Origin of the sequence: Methylovulum miyakonense HT12, from assembly GCF_000384075.1 — a bacterium.
Classification (GTDB): Bacteria; Pseudomonadota; Gammaproteobacteria; order Methylococcales; family Methylomonadaceae; genus Methylovulum; species Methylovulum miyakonense.
The window spans coordinates 1,775,122-1,796,262 of record NZ_KB913025.1 but is presented as its reverse complement, the minus strand read 5'-3'; the positions used below and the strand labels follow the sequence as shown (position 1 = coordinate 1,796,262).

The window sequence follows — 21,141 nt, the reverse complement described above, 5'->3', positions numbered from 1 at the left end:
CGCCTAAGCGGCCGGGGCCGCCTTACCCAGCTTAGGCCGGGATTTAACTATCCGACCAAAATCCGCCGCACATCAAAGCGGATATTTTGCAGACCATAGCCTGGTAAGCCAGGCCTTTTACGCACCCGAAGATGATAAAAAACGATGATTAACTTTACCAAAATGCAAGGGCTAGGCAATGACTTTGTCGTCATTGACGCCATTTCCCAAGCGATTGATTTAACGCCTGAACATATCCGCTTTATGTCAGACCGCCACTTTGGCATCGGCTTTGACCAGTTGCTTTTGGTGGAACTGCCAGAAAGTGAAAATGCGGATTTCAAGTACCGGATTTTTAATGCGGACGGCAGCGAAGTGGCCCAATGCGGCAATGGCGCACGGTGCTTCGCCCGTTTTGTACGTGACAAAGGCTTATCCGATAAAGACAGCATTTGCGTTGACACCGATTCCGGACAATTGACCTTGTCTTTTGATCATGACCTGATCACCGTCAACATGGGCGTCCCCCGCCATGCACCAGAACAAATCCCTTTGCTGGCCGAACAAGAATCAAAATTTTATACAGTGTCGATAAACGATACTGAAAAAGCCTTCGGGGCGGTGTCCATGGGCAATCCCCATGCGGTCATCCAAGTGAATGACATCAAAAATGCGCAAGTCAAGGACATTGGCGCGACCCTGGAAAGCCACCCTTTTTTCCCCGAACGGGCAAATATCGGGTTTATGCAGGTGCTTGACCGCCACCATATCAAGCTGCGCGTTTATGAACGCGGGGCAGGGGAAACGCTAGCTTGCGGCAGTGGCGCGTGTGCCGCTGTGGTGGTCGGCATCGAACAGCATTTGCTTGACCAGGAAGTGACCGTCGAGTTGCCCGGAGGCACGTTAAACATTTCCTGGGCAGGGCGCGGGGAACCCGTGATGATGACAGGCGAGGCGGTGTCGGTTTTTGACGGACGTATCAGCTTGGCTGACGAACCCTATCTCTCCGAATTATCGGAAATACAGGTGGAACGGTACTTACAAAGACATCCTGAGTTTTTTAACGAGCATTTAAATTTGCTGGAACAAATCCAGATACCCCACCCTAGCGGCAACGCGATTTCGCTCATTTCCAAACAATTGGAAATATTCAGAAGCCGCCATCATGAAATGGAAAGCCAATTGACAGAACTTATCGACATTGCCCGCGATAACGACACCTCCATTTTGCGCATGCACAAGCTTTCCCTCGCGCTCCTGGATGCCTCTACGCTAACCGCCGCAATCAGGAACCTTGACATTGTCTTGTCGGAATATTTTTTGACAGATTTTGTCGCCGTGCGGATCATCAGGGAAGAACCTTGTCCGGAAATGGCCGAAATATTCATTGCCCCCCACAGCGAACAGCTGCAGCCCTTCATTAAGGAATTGTCCACGCACCAGCCCGGTTGCGGGCGGCCTACTTTAGCGCAAGCCCGGGTTTTGTTTGGCGATGCGGTCGCCGCCGATGTCAAATCCTGCGCTATTATCCCGATGATTTTCACTGAGCTGGAAGGTATCCTAGCCATCGGTAGCCGCGAAGCGGACCGGTTTGTCGAAGGGATGGGGCACATGTTTTTGACACAGATGAGCGAATTGGTCGGGACGCGCTTTATCGCTTTGTTAAAACAACCTTGATATGCACGGTGACACCGCGCAAAGGCTGGAGGATTTTTTCACGCAACTGGAAGTGGAAAAACGCGCGTCCCCCCACACCGTCAAAAGCTATCGGCGCGACATCGCCCATTTAAAGCGTTATTGCGCCAGCAAAGCCATTGCCGATTGGCGGGATGTGCAAGCCGCCGACATCCGCGCCCATATCGCCAGCCGCCACCGGCAAGGCGTTGGCAGCAAGAGCTTGCAGCGGGAACTCTCCGCCATCCGCAGCTTTTACCATTATCTGATGCAAAACAAGCATACGGACAGCAACCCCGCCCAACACGTCAAAGCCCCGAAACAGGCGCGTAAGCTACCTAAAACCCTGGATGTTGACCAAGTCAAAGGCTTGTTGGAAGCGGGGACCAGTTCGGTGCTGGAAATACGCGACCTGGCTATGTTTGAATTGTTTTATTCCTCCGGTTTACGCCTTAGCGAATTATCGGCACTGGATATGGCTGACCTTGACCTGGCCGGCCAATCGCTGAAAGTGCGGTCAGGCAAAGGTGGTAAAGACAGGCTATTGCCTATTGGCAGCAAAGCGGTTGCCGCCATAAACAACTGGTTGCCGCACCGTTCGGCACAAGCCAAGGCATCAGACACCGCGCTGTTCATTTCCTCACGCGGCAGCCGTTTGGGCCAACGCAGCATCGAGCTGAGATTAAAGCTATGGTGCCAAAAAAAAGGTGTGGCTGAAGCCGTGCACCCCCACATGTTAAGGCACTCTTTCGCTAGCCACCTGCTTGAAGCCAGCCAAGATTTGCGCGGGGTGCAAGAGTTGCTGGGACACAGCAATATTGGCACCACCCAAATTTATACCCATCTGGACTTCCAGCATCTTGCTGATATTTATGATAAAGCCCACCCCAGAGCCAAAAAAAAACCGCAATAATGGCGCACCCGATAGGCAAAAAATAAAAAAACCTGCTACCATGTCCCCTATTTTTAACATAAGAAAGGGCTTTCATTTTTGGGTGGTCCGATTAAGGCCGGAAGGCCTTTCAACACTATAAATGTAAATCGGAAGCCAAAAAAGCAATCGGTTTTAATGCGCATACTTCTGCAAAGGTACTGAAAAATGGCGGCAAATGAAACAACGCAAGATGTAAAATCTAAAGGGATACTGTGGGGCTTTGGTGTATTTAGTGCTATTGTTTTGGTTGTTCTGATAGTTTTAGGTGCTTGGTGGGGAAGTGAGCCTGGGCAATTCAATATCATGGATGAAGCGGAAAAACGCGCGAAAGAAACCCACGACACCGACAACATGCCCGTCGGTTATGTCTACACCAATACCCTAGCCCATATCGCCGAGGTGCTGCTGCATAAACCTGGCGGCTACATCACCAATGACGTAGGCCCTCCGGGCGTATTGCTTGACAACGTCCCGAGTTGGGAATTTGGGGCGTTAGTGATGTTGCGTGATGCGACTTCCGCGCTACGTAACCACTTTGCCAGGGACCAATCGCAATCCGCCGAAGACCCTGACCTGGCGACCGCCGAACCTTATTTCTACTTTGAAAACGATTCTTGGGCACTGCCTTCCACCGAAGCCGAATATGAAAAAGGCATTGAAGCGCTGCACAAATACATGACCCGTTTGCAACATTACGGCGGCAATGTCAAACAGGCCCAGTTTTATTCGCGTGCCGACAACCTGTGGCAATATACCGAGGTTGTCATCAAACGTTTGGGCGGCCTTTCCACCCGGTTGACCGCAAACAGCTCCGGCACCAATTTTGGCCCCGGGCTTACCCAAGAAGAAAAAGATCTGGCTAACCAACAAGGGACGCCAGTGGCAAGGATTCCTTGGATGGAAATTGATAACGTCTTTTACGAAGCGCGTGGGGCAAGCTGGGCCTTATTGCATATCTTGCGGGCGGTAAAACATGATTTCAAAGACATCCTCTTGGATAAACGGGCCATGCGTACCGTTGACATTATGATCAAATCGCTAGAAAACTCCTTGGAACCGATCCTAAGCCCGATGATTTTGGACGGAGGCGGTTACGGTTTGTTCGCCAATTATTCACTGACCATGGCGAACTATATCGCCCGTGCCAACGCCGCCGCGTTGGATTTACGTGACATCATGAACAGAGGTTAAGAATGATGGATGAAGACATTAACACCAATTTAAAACAACTTAGCACATGGAAACGCATTTTTTTCATGCTGATTTTCTCGGTGATCGGTGAGCTGATCAGATTGCTGCTGTGGGCGGTCATCGCCCTGCAAGTCGCCTCTACGCTACTAACGGGCAAACCCAACCAAAACATACTGAATTTCGGGCGTAGCCTGTCTTTATACACTTACCACATACTGTTGTTTTTGACCTTTTCCACAGAAGTCATCCCTTTCCCATTCTCTGATTGGAATCAGACGATCGGCCTCCAGCCCACCGAAATTGAGCAACCTGCAGAAAAAGGATAAACCACGCTTTTTCCCATCAAAAGACGGTCTCCCCTGACCGTCTTACCCCGCCCCTTCCTGCATCCCCTGTTGTTTTTGACAAAACAAATCCATTCACCCGCCTAAGTTGGCATATAATCCTCCGACGTATTTGTAACTGGATTGGCATCCGATCCGTAAAAAAGGGGGCTTGCATGCCCCTAATAAAGCCCTGCCCGAAGGAAACGAAAGTGCATTGTAAACACCCGGTTTGATAGCCATGAAACGTGCCCTGCCAGCCTTCAAGCATTTTTTATCCCTCCCCCGCTTTTTTATAGCCAGCTCCAAGCTTTTTCTATTGTCTGCGCTGGCGGGCATTTTAGGTTCGATATTGTGCCTGACCCCGCTGGGCTTATATCTGGAAGAAGAATTCGGTTTGGCCTGGTTATTCGCCGCCCGGGGGGCAATAGCACACCCCGAAGACGTGGTGATCATTAGCGCGGACATAACCTCGGCAGAAATTTTACATTTGCCTGACGACCCCAAAAACTGGCCCCGTGAATATTACGCCCGTTTGATCAACCAGCTTAACCTTCAACAGCCCAGCATTATTGCCTTAAACATCGTTTTCAACGAAAACCGCGGCGAACAAGGCGACCGTCAATTGGCTGAAGCGATTGCACAAAACCACAATGTCATACTCAGCAATTACCTCAAGCATAAAATAATACCCATGTCCGGCTCGGCCGATGCCGTCAGCTTTGAAAGCGTCATCGAATCCATCGACACCATCACCTCCGCCGCGCTGGGCACTGCGCCCTTCCTGATCCCCAAAACCTCTTCCACCGTCAAACAATTCTGGATGAACAAAACCAGTGCCGGCGACCTCCGGACATTTCCAGACCTTGTCTTCCAATGCCATATTTTTAAGGCGGCCTACCCTGAAATCATAACCTTACTGCAATCAGTCAACCCGACTTTGGCGGCAAAATTGCCTGATAGCTTTACCGAACTGGCCAGTGGGCATGGCGTCATCGAAACAATGGAACGTATCCATTCGGCCTTCACCAAACTGAATAGTGTCGAAGGGAAACTCGAACAATTAATCGCCGCCGCCCAGTTCCCTGCCAAACAGCAACATTTGCTAAGCTCCTGGCTCAAGGTAATGGATGGCCAAAAAAGTTTGTACTTAAACCACTACGGCAACATCGGGGCGATTAAGACCATTCCGTTTTATCAGGCATTTGAGCACTTACCGCCAGAAACATTGCGGGGCAAAGTCGTCATGGTCGGTTTATCCGAAAACATAGAACCGGAAAAAAACCTTGGGTTTTACACTTTCTTTTCAGACGCTAACGGACAAACCAGCAGCCCCATTGAAATCGCCGCCACAGCAGTAGCCAATTTGATCGACAATACCTGGCTAAAGCCATTGGATGTCGCCCAGCAACTGTTAATGCTATTAGCCTGGGGCGTCCTCTTGACCGCCGTATGTTTGGCCTGCCCTTTCCGTCCCGCCATGGCCTTGGTCATGCTTTTGAGCGGCGCTTATGTTTACTCCGCTTATTATGGATTCACCACGGCACAAATTTGGCTGCCGCTGATTATCCCTATCGGCATACAAATGCCGATGATTGTCACCGCTGCGGCTATCATGCACTTTCGGCAAACCCATCAGGCAAAATTCAAGATGCAACTGGTTTTAAGGCATCTGTTACCCAAAGAAATCGTCGACAACATCCCAAACCAACCCGAAAACAGGGTGATGGCCACCAGCGGGAAGCTCATGCAGGGCGTTTGCATGGCGACGGACATCAACGATTACACCAAACTTTCAGAAACCACCCAACCATCTATCCTGATTGAATTAATGAACGCCTATTATTCGGCCATATTTCCGCTGGTTAACGACCACGGCGGATACATCACCGACTTGGCCGGCGATGGCATGTATGCCGTCTGGCTGAATCCCGAAAACAGGAAACAGATGCACATCAATGCCTGCCAAGCGGCACTGGCCATAAAAAGCACTATCCAGCATTTTAACCAGACCCAACACCTCCCGTTAATCACCCGCTTTGGCTTGGCGTGCGGCGAAATCAGCATAGGCCATACGGGCGCACCCGGCCGCTATGTGTACCGCGCCATAGGCGATCCGGTGAATACCGCCTCACGGATTGAAGGGCTTAACAAATACTTGGGCACACAGATTTTGGTTACCGCAGAAGTGGTTGATGACTTGACTGGCTTTTTTTTACGGGACCTAGGCTTATTTAAGCTAAAAGGCAAAGCGAAATCCGTCCATGTTTTTGAGCTGATGATGACGATGGGACAAGCCGATGCCCGTACCCATGCGCTAGCTAGCGCATTCGCCAACGCATTGATGTGTTTTCAGGCCAAACAATGGGCAACAGCGCTCGCCACTTTCATTGCCATCAGTAAAGATTTCCCCGAAGACGGGCCAACACTGTTTTTTATCCGCCATTTACAATCCTTAACAGCATTGCCGGAAACGGCAACCCATGAAACGCCTGCATTAATCGACATAAGCCCCATTACCTTTTAGTTGTAATCCTAGGGGTAATATGATTCAATCTCGAACAATGCGGTAGTGGTAATGGGCTTCGGGGGAAGCTTAGGCTGCGCTCTTTAGATGGCAAAAAAACAATAATTAATATGTTCAAAATAATTAACCGTTATTCTTTAGTCGCGTTTTTGTTGGCGCCTTACGGTGCACAAGCCTCTTTGCATTGCGACCGTTCAGTGGCCCAAATACTATCCGCCCAAGGCCAGGTTGACGCACAACGCGCGGAAGAAAATACGTGGTTGGAAGTCCGGCAACAAGACGAATTTTGCCCGGGCGACAAAATCCGCACCGCCAAACGCAGCCGCGCCACTTTACGCTTGAGCAACGAATCGGTCATCACCCTCGAGCAAACCACCACATTATTCTTCCCCGAACCTGCGGCGAACGCCCCTGAATGGTTAGTGGGCATCTTAAATGGCGTCAGTTTTTTCCGTAGCCGCCAGCCCCAGCAACTGCATATAAAAACGCCGTTCATCAACGCCGTCCATGAAGGGACGGAGTTTTTAGTCCGCGTTGACGACCAACACACCGAAATCACCGTCTTTGACGGCCAAGTCGCCGCCCAAAACCAGGCCGGCCACATCACAATAAAACCCGGACACGTCGGCGTTGCACCCAAAGGCCAAGCGCCATTCACCCAGCGCTTAGTTATGAAACCGGAAGACGCCGTGCAATGGGCCTTATATTACCCGCCCGTCATTGATTATAAAAAAATGGCTGCATGGCAACGCGTTTCGCCAACTTTTCAAGGCAACAATAGCCACCAATTATTGGACTCGCTGGATACCGTGCCAATGGCGCTGCAAGACAGCTACTACCTATTATTAAAAGCGTCCTTGCTATTAAACGTGGGCCGCGTCGATGAGGCAGAAGAACAAATAGGCCGGCTCCTGAAAATCGACAAAAACAATAGCGATGCGCTGGCCCTACAGGCGGTCATTGCCGTCACCAAAAACCGCCAAGACAGCGCCTTGGCATTGGCGCAGCAAGCGGTGGCCAACAACCCCCGGTCAAGCACGGCAAAACTTGCCTTGTCTTACGCCTATCAAGCCCTATTCAAACTTGACGACGCGCTCAACGCCGCGTACGAAGCCACCCAGCTGACACCAGACAACGCCCTGGCCTGGACAAGGATGGCCGAGCTCCAACTATCAATGGGCAACCGTGATGACGCTGTAAAATCGGCGGAAAAGGCCAAGGCAGCCAACCCCACTTTAGGCAGGACACAAACCGTGCTCGGCTTTGCCTACCTGGCCCGAACCGACATACCCGTTGCGAAACAAGCCTTTAACCAAGCCGTTGCGTTGGACGCATCAGATCCGCTAGCCTGGTTGGGCCAAGCGTTAACGGACATCCGCACAGGCGAGCTCGCAGAAGGCGCCCGAAAACTGGAAACCGCCGCCAACCTCGACCCCAACAACGCGATCATCCGCAGCTATTTAGGCAAAGCCCATTACGAACTTAAAAACCCCACTTACGCAGAAACCGAATTCAAAATAGCCAAAGCCAGCGATCCCAAAGACCCGACCCCGTGGTTTTACGACGCCATCCTCAAGCAAACCACCAACCGCCCTGTCGAGGCCTTGCACGACATGCAGCAAGCGGTGGCCTTAAATGACAACCGCGCCGTTTACCGCTCGCGCTTATTACTGGATAAGGATGCCGCCGTACGCGGGACGGGTCTGGGCAGGATTTACAACGACCTGGGATTCAATGACGTCGCCAGCCGCCAAGCCAGCAAATCCCTCGCCCTAGACCCTGGCAATTATTCGGCGCACCGCTTGCTGGCTGACAGTTCCGCCAACCAGCCCCGCCAAGAAACCACCCGCTCCAGCGCCTTACTGCAATCGCAACTGTTCCAATCCGTCAACCTCAACCCCATCCAACCGCGCTTGGCTTATACCGATTTGAATATCCCCAAAAGTGTCGGGCCGGCGGACATAGGCTTTAACGAATACAATAAAGCCTTCGAACGGGACAATTTCCGCATCACCAACACCACCACTTATGGCTCCAACAACACCGTAGGCAACGAGGCCGTCGTGTCAGGGCTAATCAACAAATTCGCCTACAGCTTGGGCCAATTGCATTACGATACCGACGGCTACCGCGCCAATAATGGTGTCAAACACGACCTTTACAATGCGTTTGCCCAGTATGAAATTTCGCCGAAATGGAACGTACAGGCGGAATATCGGCGGCGTGACACCGAGACCGGGGATTTGGAACTGGTAGGCCGTGCGGACAATATCCTTACCCCCAACTATCAGCGCAAACTCGGCCAAGACACCTATCGGCTAGGCTTGAAATTCTCCCCGGCCACCCATTCTGATTGGGTCACCTCATTCATTTACGCCAACCGTGACGAATTTCAAGACCTTAGTAGGGATTATGAACTCATTTCTGATACCCGCAATTCAGGTTACCAACTGGAAACGGCTTATGTGTACCGCCAAGAACGCTTTAATGTCATTACCGGGGCGGCACGTTATGCCTTTGACGTGGAAAATAACCTGTCTACAGGCCTTGCTTTCTTATGCCAGCACATAAAATGTGGCACCGACCAGAGCCAAGCCATCCAAAATACCGGTTATTCCTACGCGAATATCAAACTCTTGGACAGCCTGACCGCCACCTTAGGCTTGAGTTACGACAGCTACCTTGAAACTCAAGGAGGTAAAACAAGCGTAGACCGCCCCAACCCCAAATTCGGTTTGCTTTGGCAAGCCAATGAGAAATTGCTGTTCCGCCTGGCGGTTTTCGACACGGTAAAGTCGCCCATCGTGGTCAACCAAGTCATCCAACCACTACAAGTGGCGGGGTTTAACCAATTTTTTGATGATATCAATGGCACTAAAGCCACGCAATATGGCATCGGTTTGGATTACCGCGTCAACCCAAATTGGTACACGGGCATAGAGCTGTTCAAACGCGAATTGGCTTTACCGTACCTTGATTTTAACCAAACCAATTTTGAACAAAGGCATGAAGACCTCTACCGCTTCTATGTCAACTGGACGATCAATAACAATTGGATAGCCAATTCCGGCTTCCGGCATGAAAGCTTTAATGGCGACAACATCCTCACTGTCAAAACGGTCAACACCTCGTATTTGCCCACCAGCCTACGGTTTTTCCACCCCAGCGGTTTTTTTGCCGAGGTACGCGGCACTTATGTCAACCAGCAAGTGGAGCGCCCTGTGAATCCGCAAGAAGATGAATTCGCCACCGATTTTTATTTGGTCGACGCCTCAATCGGTTATCGCTTACCCAAACAATATGGGATGCTCAGTTTGGAAGCCAACAACTTACTGGACAACCGCTTCAAATTCAGAGACCGCACTTTTCAGATTAACGAAAAACGTGTGTCTGATATAACCCCTGTGCAAACTTTGTTTGCCCGCTTCACTTTTAACTTTTAACCAAGTTTTTTAACCTAAACCAGGAGATTAAACATGATAATCAACGCCCTAAGCCCAGAAGCCACTAAAGAAATTCTTGGCGACAACCTCTCATTTTTGGTGGCATTTTCTTCAACCGGAGAACCCGTGGTTTTTACCCCTTCCGGCACAAAAGCCGTAGAAAAGGCTTTTCCAATGCATCATCCAGAGACTGATATTTTAAGTATCAATAGCCTGACGGCAGTCCGCACCGCCGCAAAATGCTATGTTTACATCAACGGTGTAATATATTGCGTACCTTGCTAATAAAAACAACGACTATCTGATCCGACTGGCAATTATCGGCCTAATTAAACCGTATCATTTCCCCAATTGCCAAGGTACAACACAATAAGGGTAGTACTTATAGCACAACCATTCAGTATGGACTGCGGAATAAAAACGACACGGATACAGGCAATTCGAAAAAACAGTTCCAGCAAACGCCCGTATGCGGCTATCGCTACATACGGGCCACCGCTAAGAAATGCCCCTGCAAATCTTGCGAAAAAAAAAGGTTCATCGTATACTCTGGCTTGGCTTATTTGATCAAGCTAACGAACATCATTATAAAACTTTTGGAGGTTATGATTATGAAATGGGAAACACCAAGCTTTACCGACCTGCGTTTCGGTTTTGAAGTAACAATGTACATCTACAACCGTTAATCTTAACGGACGATTAAAAACGAAGGGGTTCACACGAACCCCTTTTTTTTGCCTGATTTTCCTGGCTTACTGTTGATGCCGCTCCCCTGGCTCCGGCTTGGTGGCCAGCACAACAATGCATCAAAATTGCCCTTTGAATTTTTCGTTTTTTCCGTGCTTTTCGCGGACAATACCCCCATTTTAACGCTTCACCCTTTGGTCATACACAATGAAAATTAGAGTCTTAGGTTCAGGTGCAGGCGGCGGTTTCCCGCAATGGAACTGCAACTGCCATAACTGCCACCGCATCCGCCACAACGAAATGAACGGCACGGCGCGCACCCAATCATCCATCGCGGTCAGCACCGACAACCGCAACTGGCTGTTGTTCAACACCTCACCGGACATCCGCGCACAACTGGAAGCCTTCCCCGCCATCCAGCCTAAAAACGGCATACGCGACACGGGTATCAAAGCCATCATGCTGATCGACAGCCAAATCGACCACACCACGGGTATGCTGATGCTACGCGAAGGCAAGCCGCTGGACGTCTACTGCACGGAAATGGTCAGGCAAGATTTGACCAGCGGTTTCCCGCTGTTCAACATGCTTAAGGATTACTGCACCGTCAACCACCATCCGGTGCCAACCGATGGCGGCAGCTTTACCATCCCTGGCATAGACGACCTGCGCTTTTACACCCAAGCCCTAAAAAGCAAGGCGCCGCCCTACTCCCCACACCGCTACGACCCGCATGATGGCGACAATATCGGCGTCATCATCGAGCAAATCTCCACGGGCAAAAAAGCCTTTTATTCGCCAGGCTTGGGTGAAATAGAACCGCATGTGATGGCGGCGATGCAAGCTGTGGATTGCGTCATGGTGGACGGCACATTTTGGACGGATGACGAGATGGCCGCGCAAGGCATCAGCCAAAAACGCGCACGGGAGATCGGCCATTTACCGCAATCCGGCGAAGGCGGGATGATCGAAGTGCTGAATGGTATCGGCAAAAAACGCAAAATTTTGATACACATCAACAACACCAACCCCATTTTGGATGATGATTCTACCGAACGGCATACCCTAACGGCGGCGGGCATTGAAGTGGCTTATGACGGGATGGAAATTGATTTATAAAAGCGTTACCCTGGATGCTTAAATACGCCATACGCAACCCTAAAGATCAAGGAAATTTCATGTATTACCTAGTCGAAACCGATAAATCATTCGAGCAAGCGGCAACAGACCTTGCGGCAGCGGTTGCCCGCCATCATTTTGGGGTATTGCATGTCCACGATTTGGGAAACACGCTTCGGAGCAAAGGCATTGCCTTTGCTGAAGACTGCAAAATATTTGAAGTCTGCAATCCCGGACAAGCCGCAAAAGTGTTGTCCACCGATATGCGCTTAAATATGGCGCTGCCGTGCCGCATCTCCGTCTATACCGAGCAAGGCAAAACCATGATAGGCCTTATCAAGCCAGGGCAAATGCTTTCGGCGCTATCCCAAGATGTTGCGTTAGCCCAAGTTGCCAAAGAAGTTGAGGAAAAAATTATCCAAATGGTCGACGAAGCAAAATAAATAACGGCCAAACAAACCCTATAAGCCAATATCAATAAAAATAATAAGGAGACAACGATGAGTTGTGCAGACGATAAAGCCTGGACCCGCGAAGAATTTGAGGCCGCCCTGCGCGGCATGGAAAAGTATTACCACATCCACCATCCTTACCATATCCTGATGAATGAAGGGAAGCTAAGCAAAGAACAACTGCAAGGCTGGGTGGCCAACCGGTTTTATTATCAGGTGTCGATTCCGCTGAAAGACGCCAACATCCTCGCCAACTGCCCTGACCGCGAAACCCGTTCGCAATGGATACAGCGCATTTTGGATCATGATGGGCATCCGGGCGACCCTGGGGGCATTGAGGCGTGGATACAATTGGGCATTGCGGTGGGCTTAAGCCGTGAAGAGGTCACGTCATTAAAACACGTCTTGCCGGGTGTGCGCTTCGCCGTAGACGCCTATGTCAATTTCGCCCGCCGCGCCGAATGGCACGAGGCCGCCAGCTCGTCTTTAACGGAATTGTTCGCGCCGAAAATCCATCAACAACGCCTGGACAATTGGCCTGAACATTACCCTTGGGTGGATTTGGAAGGCTACACCTACTTCCGCAAGCGTTTGACCGAAGCCCGCCGCGATGTCGAACACGGCTTGGCGATTACCCTGGATTGGTACAAAACCCGTGAACAACAAGACCGGATGGTGCAAATCTTGAAGTTTAAGCTGGATGTGCTGTGGGCGATGGCGGATGCGATGTATATGGCATACGTCCACAATATGCCGCCGTATTTTAATATCGGGCAGTGACCACTGGTGCGCAGTCAATGTTGAATTGTCAGTGTTATTTTCGTAGGGGCGGGCGGTTGCCCGCCTGATCGCTGCGGATTTCGGTACAGGCCATAAACAAGGCGGACAACTGTCCGGATTTAGATTGGTCCGACAAAAAATCAGTGACTAAGCACTAGTGGTGGACGCCGCCAGTGGGTTGGGAGTACAAACCTAGGTTTGTGCTCCATCCAATCCAACCCGGCCGTAGAGCTGGCGTGCCGCCAACCGCGTGGCCCTGCGGCACGTAAACGTAATAAAGGCAATGTCCAGACAATAAAAAAGGCCGGATTTGTGAAAATCCGGCCTTTTTTAAATGAATCCTGTTATTCGCCGAGAACCAAAGCTTTTACTCTTGCATTCAGTCGGCTTTTGCTGCGCGCAGCTTTATTCTTATGGATAAGGCCTTTAGTGACGGCAGAATCAATAATCGGCACGGCCGTTTTGAATGCCGCTTGCGCTTGTTCTTTGTCGCCCGCCCTTACTGCGGCAAGCACTTTTTTGATGAAAGTACGCAAGTTGCTGCGTTGCCCTGCGTTGCGAACACGGCTTTTTTCCGCTTGTTTCGCGCGCTTTTTAGCTTGTGGTGTATTAGCCATGGTGTCTCGGTTATTTCGGTTGAGTAAAATAGCCGTGTATTATCTTTTTAAATGATATTATTGTCAAACTTTTTAGCGAGTTACGGAACTACGGATTGAGTAGGCAGCTTTTTAAATCTACCGCCATCGTCAGCATACTGACATTGCTTTCCCGGTTATTGGGATTTGTCCGCGACATGTTAATTGCGCGGCTGTTTGGCGTGGATGTGGCGACCGATGCGTTTTTTGTCGCATTCAAGATCCCCAATTTCCTGCGCCGTCTGTTCACCGAAGGCGCGTTTGCCCATGCCTTCATCCCGGTATTGGCGGAATATCAGGCACAAGATGACCCCGCCGCCGTCCGCCAATTTCTCGGCAAAGCCGCCGGATTATGGGCATTTGTGCTGTTGGCATTGACCATCGTCGGCGTACTGGCCGCACCCATCCTGATAATCCTGCTCGCCCCAGGTTTTGATTGGCAGGGCACCCGGCACGAGTTGGCGGTGCAAATGCTGCAAATCACTTTCCCATATTTGCTGTTTATCGCGCTGGTGGCGTTTGCGGGCGGTATTTTAAACGCCTACCAACAATTTGTAGTGCCGGCGTTGACCCCTGCCCTGCTCAATATCAGCATGATAGCGGCGGCGATTTGGCTCGCACCTTTGTTGGACGAACCTGTCACCGCCTTGGCGTGGGGCGTGTTGATGGCCGGTATCGCCCAACTGTTGCTGCAAACCCCCGCCTTGTTGAAGCTCGGTTTGCTCCCGCGTTTGCAGCTAGATTTTCATGACGCCGGCGTAAAACGGCTGTTCAAACGCATTGTGCCAGCGATTTTCAGCGTCTCGGTCACACAAATCAATTTATTGCTGGACACCCTGATCGCCTCGTTTTTGACGGTTGGCAGCGTGTCGTGGCTGTATTATTCGGATAGGCTGGTGGAATTTCCTCAAGGCCTATTGGGTTTGGCCTTGGGTACCGTGATTTTGCCGCAACTGGCTAAACATCATGCCCAAGATGACCCTAGTGCGTTTTCAAACTCCCTTGATTGGGGATTACGCTTAGTTTTGCTGACAGGCATTCCTGCAACCATCGGGCTGATCCTGCTCGCCGAACCGATGCTGGCGACGATGTTCCAATACGATGAATTCACCCACACCGACGTGCAACTGGCGGGGCAAAGCCTGAAAGCCTACGCGCTGGGTTTGCTGGGCTTTTTGATGATCAAGGTGCTGGTGCCTGGCTTCACAGCGAGGCAGGACATGTCCACACCGCTACGGTACGGCATCATCGCGATGCTGGTTAGCTTGGCAGGAAATGTCTTAGCCCTGCCCTTTGCCCATGCGGGTTTGGCCTTAGCAACCTCCTTAGGTGCGATCATCAATGCCTTGCTGCTGCTCATTAAGCTGCATCAAAAGCGCGTCTACCAACCCGCACGGGGCTGGCGGCTGTTCCTGCTCCGGGTATTGCTGGCGAGTACGGCAATGTCCGCCAGCCTTTATTACTTAGTGGATGTGGAAGCGTGGCAGGATTGGCACACTAGCGAACGGATTTTACAGTTGCTCAAATTTATTGCCATCGGCATGGTTATCTATGCCACGGCATTGTTAATCACTGGCTTAAGACTGCGGCATTTAAGCGTCCCACATGATAAGATAAACAATTTTTTATCATCATAAAGACTGCCGTTCACGTGACCCCAAAATTACTTCACTGGACACTATGCGTTGATGGATGCCACCAGCCAAGGCGTGAATCGGAACATGCAATTAATTAGAGGATTGGCACACTTAAAACCGTTTGTGGATGGCTGTGTGCTGACGATAGGCAATTTTGACGGCTTGCATTTAGGCCACCGCGCGGTTATCAAAAAACTGGTGGCGCGTGGCGAAACCCTGGGGCTACCCGTAGTCATCATGATTTTTGAACCACAACCGCTGGAATATTTTTTAAAGGACAATGAGCCGTCACGCCTCAGTGCCTTGCGCGATAAAGTCATCCGCTTCAGCGGGTTGCCCGTGGATTATTTGCTGATTGCGCGTTTTAACCGCCAATTCGCCAATGTCGATGCCGAGCAATTTGTGGATGAGATTTTGCTGGAAAAACTCAACATCAAACATTTGGTGATCGGCGATGATTTTCATTTTGGCAAAGCCCGTCGCGGTAATTTTGCTTTGTTGAAAGAAAAAGGCCAGAAACACGGCTTTAGCGTGGAAGACACTGGCTCGTATGTGGTCGAAGGTTACCGTGTCAGCAGCACCTTAATCCGCGACGCACTGGCGGCGGGCGATTTGGCGCAAGCGGAACGCTTGTTAGGACACAGTTACTCGATTTGCGGGCGTGTCGCTCACGGCGACAAACGGGGACGCACCCTAGGTTATCCAACCGCCAACATCAAACTGTTCCGCAAAAATACGCCCGTCAACGGCGTGTTCGCCGTCACCATGACGGGTATTGATGACCAAGCGGTCTACGGCATCGCCAACGTCGGCACTCGTCCTACCGTTGACGGTAGCTCCAAAGTGATACTAGAAACGCATTTGTTTAATTTTGACCGCGAGATATACGGGCGGTATGTGGAAGTGCATTTCAAACAGAAAATCCGCGATGAAATGCGGTTTGCGTCGGTGGAAGCATTAAAAGCGCAGATTATTGATGATGTAAAAGTGGCTAAGGCGTTTTTTGCGGACGTTCCGTAATTTTATCATCCCAACTAGACGAGACAGGCTATGGCCATTGATTATCACAACATCATTACCTTAGAACCCGGCAAACTCGGAGGCAAACCGTGCATCCGAGGTTTGCGGATAACCGTTTATGACGTGCTGTCCTGGCTAGCGGAAGGAATGGGCCATGAAGAAATCATCGCCGATTTCCCTGAGCTGACCCATGACGACATAACCGCTTGCTTATTATTCGCGGCAGACAGGGAACTGAATTCGGTTCTAATCAGCGCCTCATGAAATTGCTGCTTGACGAAAACCTATCAAGACGGATAGTGCCGTTTATTCAGGACAGCTACCCTAACTCGACCCAAGTGGCATTAATCAGCCTTGAGCAAGTAAGCGACAAAACTATTGGTGAATATGCCATTTTCCATGATTATGTCATCGCCACCAAGGATGCAGATTTTTACGAAATGAACCTAGTCTTTGGGCAATCGCCAAAAATAATATGGCTAAAAATGGGCAACCAATCTAAATCACCCATTATTAAAACCTTGTTAGATAATTGCGGCGCCATTGAGCGGACATTAATTCGTGACAACAAAGATTGTATTGAAATTCTGTAACTTGCGTCTGCCACTTGGATGGCTTATCCACTTTCAACGTTTGGAGAAGGAAATGATCGCATTAAGACAATTTAAACGAGTGCCTAACGACCATAAAATCGTGATTGAATCCCCTGAAAACATTGAAGAAAACCAACTGATGGAAGTCATTCTGTTATGTAAAGAATCACGTCAAAAAGATAAAGCCCACAAAATCGAACAATTAAAAAATAGTCAGACTGACCGGATTTTTTTAGATGACATGCAATTGATTAACAATGATTTTAGGCACTTGGATAACGAGGCAACAAATGCAACAATCTTCCTCTATTAATGACATATTAAGCCATATTTCCACTTTATCGCTGGATGAACAAAGTTATATTGCCGAGGTTGTTCATCATCGCATTCATGAACAACAAAGAAACCAGCTTAGCAAACGAATTAAGGAAGCTGAATTCAATTATACAGATGGCAACGTGACAATCGGAACTATCGATGATTTGTTCGGTGCATTAGAAGATGATTGAGCTAATTTGGGATGAAGCGTTTGTCCGGTCAGTAAAAAAATGGCAAAAGAAACATCCCGAACTAATCAGCCGCTTCAAAGACCGTTTACGATTATTTACAGAACAACCATTTCATCCCTCATTAAAAACACATAGCTTGAGCGGTCATTTAAAAGGTTGCTCATCGTTCAGTATCAATTATGAGTACCGACTGATATTTAAATTTGTTACCGATGATAAAGTTCTGCTAATTGACATTGGCACTCATGATGATGTGTATTAAAAAATTATAAAAAGACAAGAGCTCATAAAAAATGGATTACAAAAAAACCCTAAACCTCCCCAATACCGGTTTCCCGATGAAAGGCAATCTGGCCCAGCGCGAGCCGGAGCAATTGAAAAAATGGCAGCAACTGGAGCTGTACAAAAAAATCCGCGCTAACCGTGCGGGCAAGCCTTTGTTTGTCTTACACGATGGCCCTCCGTACGCGAACGGCGAAATCCATATCGGTCATGCCGTTAATAAAGTCTTGAAAGATTTTATCCTCAAATCCAAAACCCTGAGCGGTTTCGACGCGCCTTATGTGCCGGGCTGGGATTGCCACGGACTGCCGATTGAATTGCAAGTCGAGAAAAAAGTCGGCAAAGCAGGGGCGAAAGTCTCCCCTGCCGTATTCCGCAAAGCCTGCCGCGAATATGCAGGCAAGCAAGTCGCCATCCAAAAAGAAGCTTTTGTCCGCTTAGGGATTTTCGGCGATTGGGAAAATCCTTATCTGACCATGGATTTTAAATTTGAAGCCGACATCGTGCGTTCGCTCGGACACATCAGCGCGAAAGGCCATATCGCCAAAGGTGCAAAGCCTGTGCATTGGTGTACCGATTGCGGCTCGGCCTTGGCCGAAGCGGAAGTCGAATACGAGGACAAACATTCGCCTGCTATTGATGTGCGTTTTACCGCCGTTGACGAAGCCGCGTTTTTAGCCTGTTGCCAACATGTGGACGGACACGAAGGACACGGCCCGGTGTCGGTGGTGATTTGGACGACCACGCCGTGGACATTGCCCGCCAACCAAGGCGTAGCCTTAAACGCCGATCTCAACTATGACTTAGTGCAATGCCCGACCGAACGTTTGCTGGTCGCCAAAGCCTTGCTGAAAGATGTCATGTTGCGTTATGGCATAGACGATTATCACGTCATTGCCGATTGCCAAGGTGCGGACTTGGAGCATCAACTACTGCAACATCCGTTTTACGACCGCCAAGTGCCCATTATCCTAGGCGACCACGTCACCACCGACGCGGGTACGGGCGCCGTACACACCGCGCCAGGCCACGGTCAGGAAGACTATGTGGTCGGACGTAAATACGGATTGCCTATCGACAATCCGGTCGGCAACGATGGCGTGTATCTGCCTAGCACCGAATTGTTCGCTGGCAAGCATGTTTTTAACGCTAATGCCGAAGTCGTCGAACTGTTACAAGAGCTCGGCAAATTAGTCCACCACCACGCCATCCTGCACAGCTACCCGCACTGCTGGCGGCACCACACCCCCATCATCTTCCGCGCCACGCCGCAATGGTTTATTTCCATGGAACAAAACCATTTGCGCGAGCTGGCCTTGAGCGAAGTGCAAAAAGTGCAATGGATTCCTGATTGGGGCCAAGCGCGTATCGAAAGCATGATGAATGGTCGCCCCGACTGGTGCATCTCCCGTCAACGTACTTGGGGTGTGCCAATCACCTTTTTCATCCACAAAGAAACCGGCGAATTGCACCCACGCACAGCAGAATTGATTGAGCAAGTCGCGTTACGGATTGAAGAAAAAGGCATAGATGCTTGGTTTGAATTGGATGCGGCAGAATTGCTCGGCGATGAAGCTAAAAATTACGATAAAACCACCGACACCCTAGATGTTTGGTTTGATTCTGGCGTCACCCACGCGGCAGTTTTGGAGCGACGTAGCGAACTGCAATTTCCGGCAGATTTGTATTTGGAAGGCTCTGATCAACATCGCGGCTGGTTCCAATCGTCATTATTGGCCTCGGTCGCCATGAACGATGTCGCGCCATACAAAGCCGTGTTGACTCATGGTTTCACGGTCGATGCCAAGGGCGAGAAAATGTCCAAATCCAAGGGCAACGTCATTCCGCCACAAAACGTCATGAAAAATCTCGGCGCGGACGTCTTGCGTTTATGGATTGCTTCCACCGATTATCGCGGCGAAATGCGCGTGTCCGATGAAATCCTCGAACGCACATCCGACGGCTACCGCCGCTTGCGCAACACCGCGCGTTTCTTGCTTTCCAACTTAGCCGATTTTGACCCTGCCCAAGATTTAATCGCTACGGATGATTTGCTGGCCTTAGACCGCTGGATGCTTGACCGCGCCTATCTCTTGCAAGAAGAAGTCAAAGCCGCTTACGAAACTTACCAATTCCAGCACGTTTTCCAAAAAGTCCATCATTTTTGCGTGATCGACTTGGGCGGCTTCTATTTGGACATCATCAAAGACCGCCAATACACCGCCAAAACCGATGGCCTAGCGCGGCGTTCAGCGCAAACCGCAATGTACCATGTCGCCGAAGCTTTGACCCGTTGGCTCGCGCCGATCACCAGCTACACCGCCGAAGAAATCTGGCACTTCTTGCCCGGACAACACAGCGAATCGGTGTTCTTGGAAACCTGGTACGAAGGTTTGGCGACGCTGGACGACAGCGCAACCATGAACCGTGAATTCTGGCAAAAAATCATGGCGATCCGTCCTGATGTCAGCAAAGAACTAGAGAAAAGCCGCGCCAAAGGTGACATTGGTTCTTCTTTGAATACCGAAATTGATTTGTATTGCAATGAAGCCTACCTTGCCGATTTGCAAGCCTTGGAAGATGAATTGCGCTTTGTATTCATCGTGTCTAATGCAAGCGTTTTCCCAGAAAGTGCCGCACCAGAAGACGCGGTAGCCAGTGAAATTGACGGCGTAAAAATCAAAATCCGCGTGTCCGAACACGGCAAATGCGTTCGTTGCTGGCATCAACGCCCCGATGTCGGCAGCCACGCCGAACACCCAGAATTATGCGGACGCTGTATCGAAAACGTTGCAGGTGACGGCGAGGCCAGACGCTATGCTTAAATGGTTATGGTTGTCGGTGCTGGCATTGGTCTTAGATCAAGCCAGCAAACTCGCCATCTCCGGCACAATGCAATTGTACGAATCCATTGCTTTGATACCGTCGTTTAACTTGACATACGTCCACAACACAGGCGCATCGTTCAGCTTCTTAAGCGAAGCGGGCGGCTGGCAACGCTGGCTGTTCGCGGCTTTGGCACTCATTGTCAGTGCAGCCTTGGGCGTGTGGTTGGCGCGTTTGCAAAAACATGAAACCCTGTTGGCAGTAGCTTTATCGCTAGTTTTAGGCGGCGCTATCGGCAATTTGATAGACCGCTTGGCCTACGGCTACGTCATCGACTTTTTTGATTTTTATGTCGGGACGTGGCACTTCGCGGTGTTTAATGTCGCCGATGCCGCCATTAGTGTGGGCGTGGGGTTGATGTTGTTGGAATCGTTTGGCGTGGGCAAGACGAAAGAAAACGAATTGGGTGGGGCGGGTTAGCTATATAACGTAACCCGACATGCCGTTTGCTTTTGTCGGGTTACGCTACC

21 protein-coding genes and 1 pseudogene are annotated in these 21,141 nt (G+C 50.2%); 21 read left to right on the top strand and 1 reads right to left on the bottom strand.

Translation table 11 applies throughout. The features are described 5' to 3' along the window. Positions 1–144: 144 nt before the first annotated feature. From dapF to pqqC, 12 genes and pseudogenes are all read left to right on the top strand, one after another. Positions 145–966: pseudogene (gene dapF / locus METMI_RS27825) on the top strand (diaminopimelate epimerase); the annotation flags it as partial. Next, positions 964–1,656 (top strand): DUF484 family protein, encoded by a 693-nt coding sequence (locus METMI_RS27820; RefSeq protein WP_232215300.1) that lies wholly within the window; start codon positions 964–966, stop codon positions 1,654–1,656. The pseudogene dapF and the gene METMI_RS27820, both read left to right, overlap by 3 nt. 1 nt (position 1,657) lies before the next feature. Beyond that, positions 1,658–2,566: a tyrosine recombinase XerC gene (gene xerC / locus METMI_RS0109390; protein ID WP_019866028.1), complete on the top strand. Its 909-nt coding sequence runs from the start codon at positions 1,658–1,660 to the stop codon at positions 2,564–2,566. A gap of 186 nt (positions 2,567–2,752) precedes the next feature. Next, positions 2,753–3,778 (top strand): DUF2333 family protein, encoded by a 1,026-nt coding sequence (locus METMI_RS0109385; RefSeq protein ID WP_019866027.1) that lies wholly within the window; start codon positions 2,753–2,755, stop codon positions 3,776–3,778. A 5-nt stretch (positions 3,779–3,783) separates the two neighbouring features. Further along, complete coding sequence (locus tag METMI_RS0109380) at positions 3,784–4,104, top strand: DUF4389 domain-containing protein (RefSeq protein WP_019866026.1); 321 nt, start codon at positions 3,784–3,786, stop codon at positions 4,102–4,104. Between the two features lie 238 nt (positions 4,105–4,342). Next, positions 4,343–6,628 (top strand): CHASE2 domain-containing protein, encoded by a 2,286-nt coding sequence (locus METMI_RS0109375; protein ID WP_019866025.1) that lies wholly within the window; start codon positions 4,343–4,345, stop codon positions 6,626–6,628. Between the two features lie 110 nt (positions 6,629–6,738). Continuing rightward, on the top strand, positions 6,739–10,071 hold the full coding sequence (locus METMI_RS0109370) for a tetratricopeptide repeat protein (RefSeq protein ID WP_019866024.1): 3,333 nt from the start codon (positions 6,739–6,741) through the stop codon (positions 10,069–10,071). A 33-nt stretch (positions 10,072–10,104) separates the two neighbouring features. Then, a complete protein-coding gene (locus METMI_RS0109365) occupies positions 10,105–10,356 on the top strand; it encodes a hypothetical protein (protein ID WP_019866023.1) in 252 nt (83 codons plus the stop codon). A 326-nt stretch (positions 10,357–10,682) separates the two neighbouring features. Continuing rightward, complete coding sequence (gene pqqA, locus METMI_RS26150; RefSeq protein ID WP_083930472.1) at positions 10,683–10,757, top strand: pyrroloquinoline quinone precursor peptide PqqA; 75 nt, start codon at positions 10,683–10,685, stop codon at positions 10,755–10,757. A 208-nt stretch (positions 10,758–10,965) separates the two neighbouring features. Continuing rightward, positions 10,966–11,877, top strand: a complete 912-nt coding sequence (gene pqqB, locus METMI_RS0109355) for a pyrroloquinoline quinone biosynthesis protein PqqB (protein WP_019866021.1) — start codon at positions 10,966–10,968, stop codon at positions 11,875–11,877. A 59-nt stretch (positions 11,878–11,936) separates the two neighbouring features. Continuing rightward, positions 11,937–12,320: a DUF302 domain-containing protein gene (locus METMI_RS0109350; RefSeq protein WP_029151585.1), complete on the top strand. Its 384-nt coding sequence runs from the start codon at positions 11,937–11,939 to the stop codon at positions 12,318–12,320. Positions 12,321–12,377: 57 nt separating this feature from the next. After that, complete coding sequence (gene pqqC, locus METMI_RS0109345; protein ID WP_019866019.1) at positions 12,378–13,109, top strand: pyrroloquinoline-quinone synthase PqqC; 732 nt, start codon at positions 12,378–12,380, stop codon at positions 13,107–13,109. Between the two features lie 344 nt (positions 13,110–13,453). Here the strand turns inward: pqqC and rpsT are convergent, their stop codons facing one another. Next, positions 13,454–13,726 (bottom strand): 30S ribosomal protein S20, encoded by a 273-nt coding sequence (gene rpsT / locus METMI_RS0109340; protein WP_019866018.1) that lies wholly within the window; start codon positions 13,724–13,726, stop codon positions 13,454–13,456. A 95-nt stretch (positions 13,727–13,821) separates the two neighbouring features. Between rpsT and murJ the strand changes: the two genes are divergently transcribed. From murJ to lspA, 9 genes are all read left to right on the top strand, one after another. Continuing rightward, positions 13,822–15,381 (top strand): murein biosynthesis integral membrane protein MurJ, encoded by a 1,560-nt coding sequence (gene murJ / locus METMI_RS0109335; protein WP_019866017.1) that lies wholly within the window; start codon positions 13,822–13,824, stop codon positions 15,379–15,381. An 84-nt stretch (positions 15,382–15,465) separates the two neighbouring features. Beyond that, on the top strand, positions 15,466–16,401 hold the full coding sequence (gene ribF / locus METMI_RS0109330; RefSeq protein ID WP_029151584.1) for a bifunctional riboflavin kinase/FAD synthetase: 936 nt from the start codon (positions 15,466–15,468) through the stop codon (positions 16,399–16,401). A 30-nt stretch (positions 16,402–16,431) separates the two neighbouring features. Continuing rightward, the gene (locus METMI_RS0109325; RefSeq protein ID WP_019866015.1) at positions 16,432–16,665 is read left to right on the top strand and encodes a DUF433 domain-containing protein; all 234 of its coding nucleotides are present in this window, start codon (positions 16,432–16,434) and stop codon (positions 16,663–16,665) included. Continuing rightward, positions 16,662–16,994, top strand: coding sequence for a DUF5615 family PIN-like protein (locus tag METMI_RS0109320; protein WP_019866014.1), 333 nt, complete (start codon positions 16,662–16,664; stop codon positions 16,992–16,994). Before METMI_RS0109325 ends, METMI_RS0109320 begins: the two co-directional genes overlap by 4 nt. A gap of 52 nt (positions 16,995–17,046) precedes the next feature. After that, positions 17,047–17,307: a hypothetical protein gene (locus METMI_RS0109315; RefSeq protein WP_019866013.1), complete on the top strand. Its 261-nt coding sequence runs from the start codon at positions 17,047–17,049 to the stop codon at positions 17,305–17,307. Beyond that, a complete protein-coding gene (locus tag METMI_RS0109310) occupies positions 17,285–17,503 on the top strand; it encodes a hypothetical protein (protein ID WP_019866012.1) in 219 nt (72 codons plus the stop codon). The genes METMI_RS0109315 and METMI_RS0109310 overlap by 23 nt, the downstream gene beginning before the upstream one ends. Next, positions 17,496–17,765, top strand: a complete 270-nt coding sequence (locus tag METMI_RS0109305) for a type II toxin-antitoxin system RelE/ParE family toxin (protein WP_019866011.1) — start codon at positions 17,496–17,498, stop codon at positions 17,763–17,765. The genes METMI_RS0109310 and METMI_RS0109305 overlap by 8 nt, the downstream gene beginning before the upstream one ends. Before the next feature lie 31 nt (positions 17,766–17,796). Beyond that, complete coding sequence (ileS, locus tag METMI_RS0109300) at positions 17,797–20,610, top strand: isoleucine--tRNA ligase (protein ID WP_019866010.1); 2,814 nt, start codon at positions 17,797–17,799, stop codon at positions 20,608–20,610. Further along, positions 20,603–21,091, top strand: a complete 489-nt coding sequence (gene lspA, locus METMI_RS0109295) for a signal peptidase II (protein ID WP_019866009.1) — start codon at positions 20,603–20,605, stop codon at positions 21,089–21,091. Before ileS ends, lspA begins: the two co-directional genes overlap by 8 nt. Positions 21,092–21,141: the final 50 nt, after the last annotated feature.

Excerpts from the sequence above, each read along its gene's own strand:
- xerC (WP_019866028.1), top strand. The coding sequence starts at position 1,658 with ATGCACGGTGACACCGCGCAAAGGCTGGAGGATTTTTTCACGCAACTG.
- METMI_RS0109385 (WP_019866027.1), top strand. The coding sequence starts at position 2,753 with ATGGCGGCAAATGAAACAACGCAAGATGTAAAATCTAAAGGGATACTG.
- METMI_RS0109380 (WP_019866026.1), top strand. The coding sequence starts at position 3,784 with ATGGATGAAGACATTAACACCAATTTAAAACAACTTAGCACATGGAAA.
- METMI_RS0109375 (WP_019866025.1), top strand. The coding sequence starts at position 4,343 with ATGAAACGTGCCCTGCCAGCCTTCAAGCATTTTTTATCCCTCCCCCGC.
- METMI_RS0109370 (WP_019866024.1), top strand. The coding sequence starts at position 6,739 with ATGTTCAAAATAATTAACCGTTATTCTTTAGTCGCGTTTTTGTTGGCG.
- METMI_RS0109365 (WP_019866023.1), top strand. The coding sequence starts at position 10,105 with ATGATAATCAACGCCCTAAGCCCAGAAGCCACTAAAGAAATTCTTGGC.
- pqqB (WP_019866021.1), top strand. The coding sequence starts at position 10,966 with ATGAAAATTAGAGTCTTAGGTTCAGGTGCAGGCGGCGGTTTCCCGCAA.
- METMI_RS0109350 (WP_029151585.1), top strand. The coding sequence starts at position 11,937 with ATGTATTACCTAGTCGAAACCGATAAATCATTCGAGCAAGCGGCAACA.
- pqqC (WP_019866019.1), top strand. The coding sequence starts at position 12,378 with ATGAGTTGTGCAGACGATAAAGCCTGGACCCGCGAAGAATTTGAGGCC.
- rpsT (WP_019866018.1), bottom strand. The coding sequence starts at position 13,726 with ATGGCTAATACACCACAAGCTAAAAAGCGCGCGAAACAAGCGGAAAAA.
- ribF (WP_029151584.1), top strand. The coding sequence starts at position 15,466 with ATGCAATTAATTAGAGGATTGGCACACTTAAAACCGTTTGTGGATGGC.
- METMI_RS0109325 (WP_019866015.1), top strand. The coding sequence starts at position 16,432 with ATGGCCATTGATTATCACAACATCATTACCTTAGAACCCGGCAAACTC.
- METMI_RS0109320 (WP_019866014.1), top strand. The coding sequence starts at position 16,662 with ATGAAATTGCTGCTTGACGAAAACCTATCAAGACGGATAGTGCCGTTT.
- METMI_RS0109315 (WP_019866013.1), top strand. The coding sequence starts at position 17,047 with ATGATCGCATTAAGACAATTTAAACGAGTGCCTAACGACCATAAAATC.
- METMI_RS0109310 (WP_019866012.1), top strand. The coding sequence starts at position 17,285 with ATGCAACAATCTTCCTCTATTAATGACATATTAAGCCATATTTCCACT.
- METMI_RS0109305 (WP_019866011.1), top strand. The coding sequence starts at position 17,496 with ATGATTGAGCTAATTTGGGATGAAGCGTTTGTCCGGTCAGTAAAAAAA.
- ileS (WP_019866010.1), top strand. The coding sequence starts at position 17,797 with ATGGATTACAAAAAAACCCTAAACCTCCCCAATACCGGTTTCCCGATG.
- lspA (WP_019866009.1), top strand. The coding sequence starts at position 20,603 with ATGCTTAAATGGTTATGGTTGTCGGTGCTGGCATTGGTCTTAGATCAA.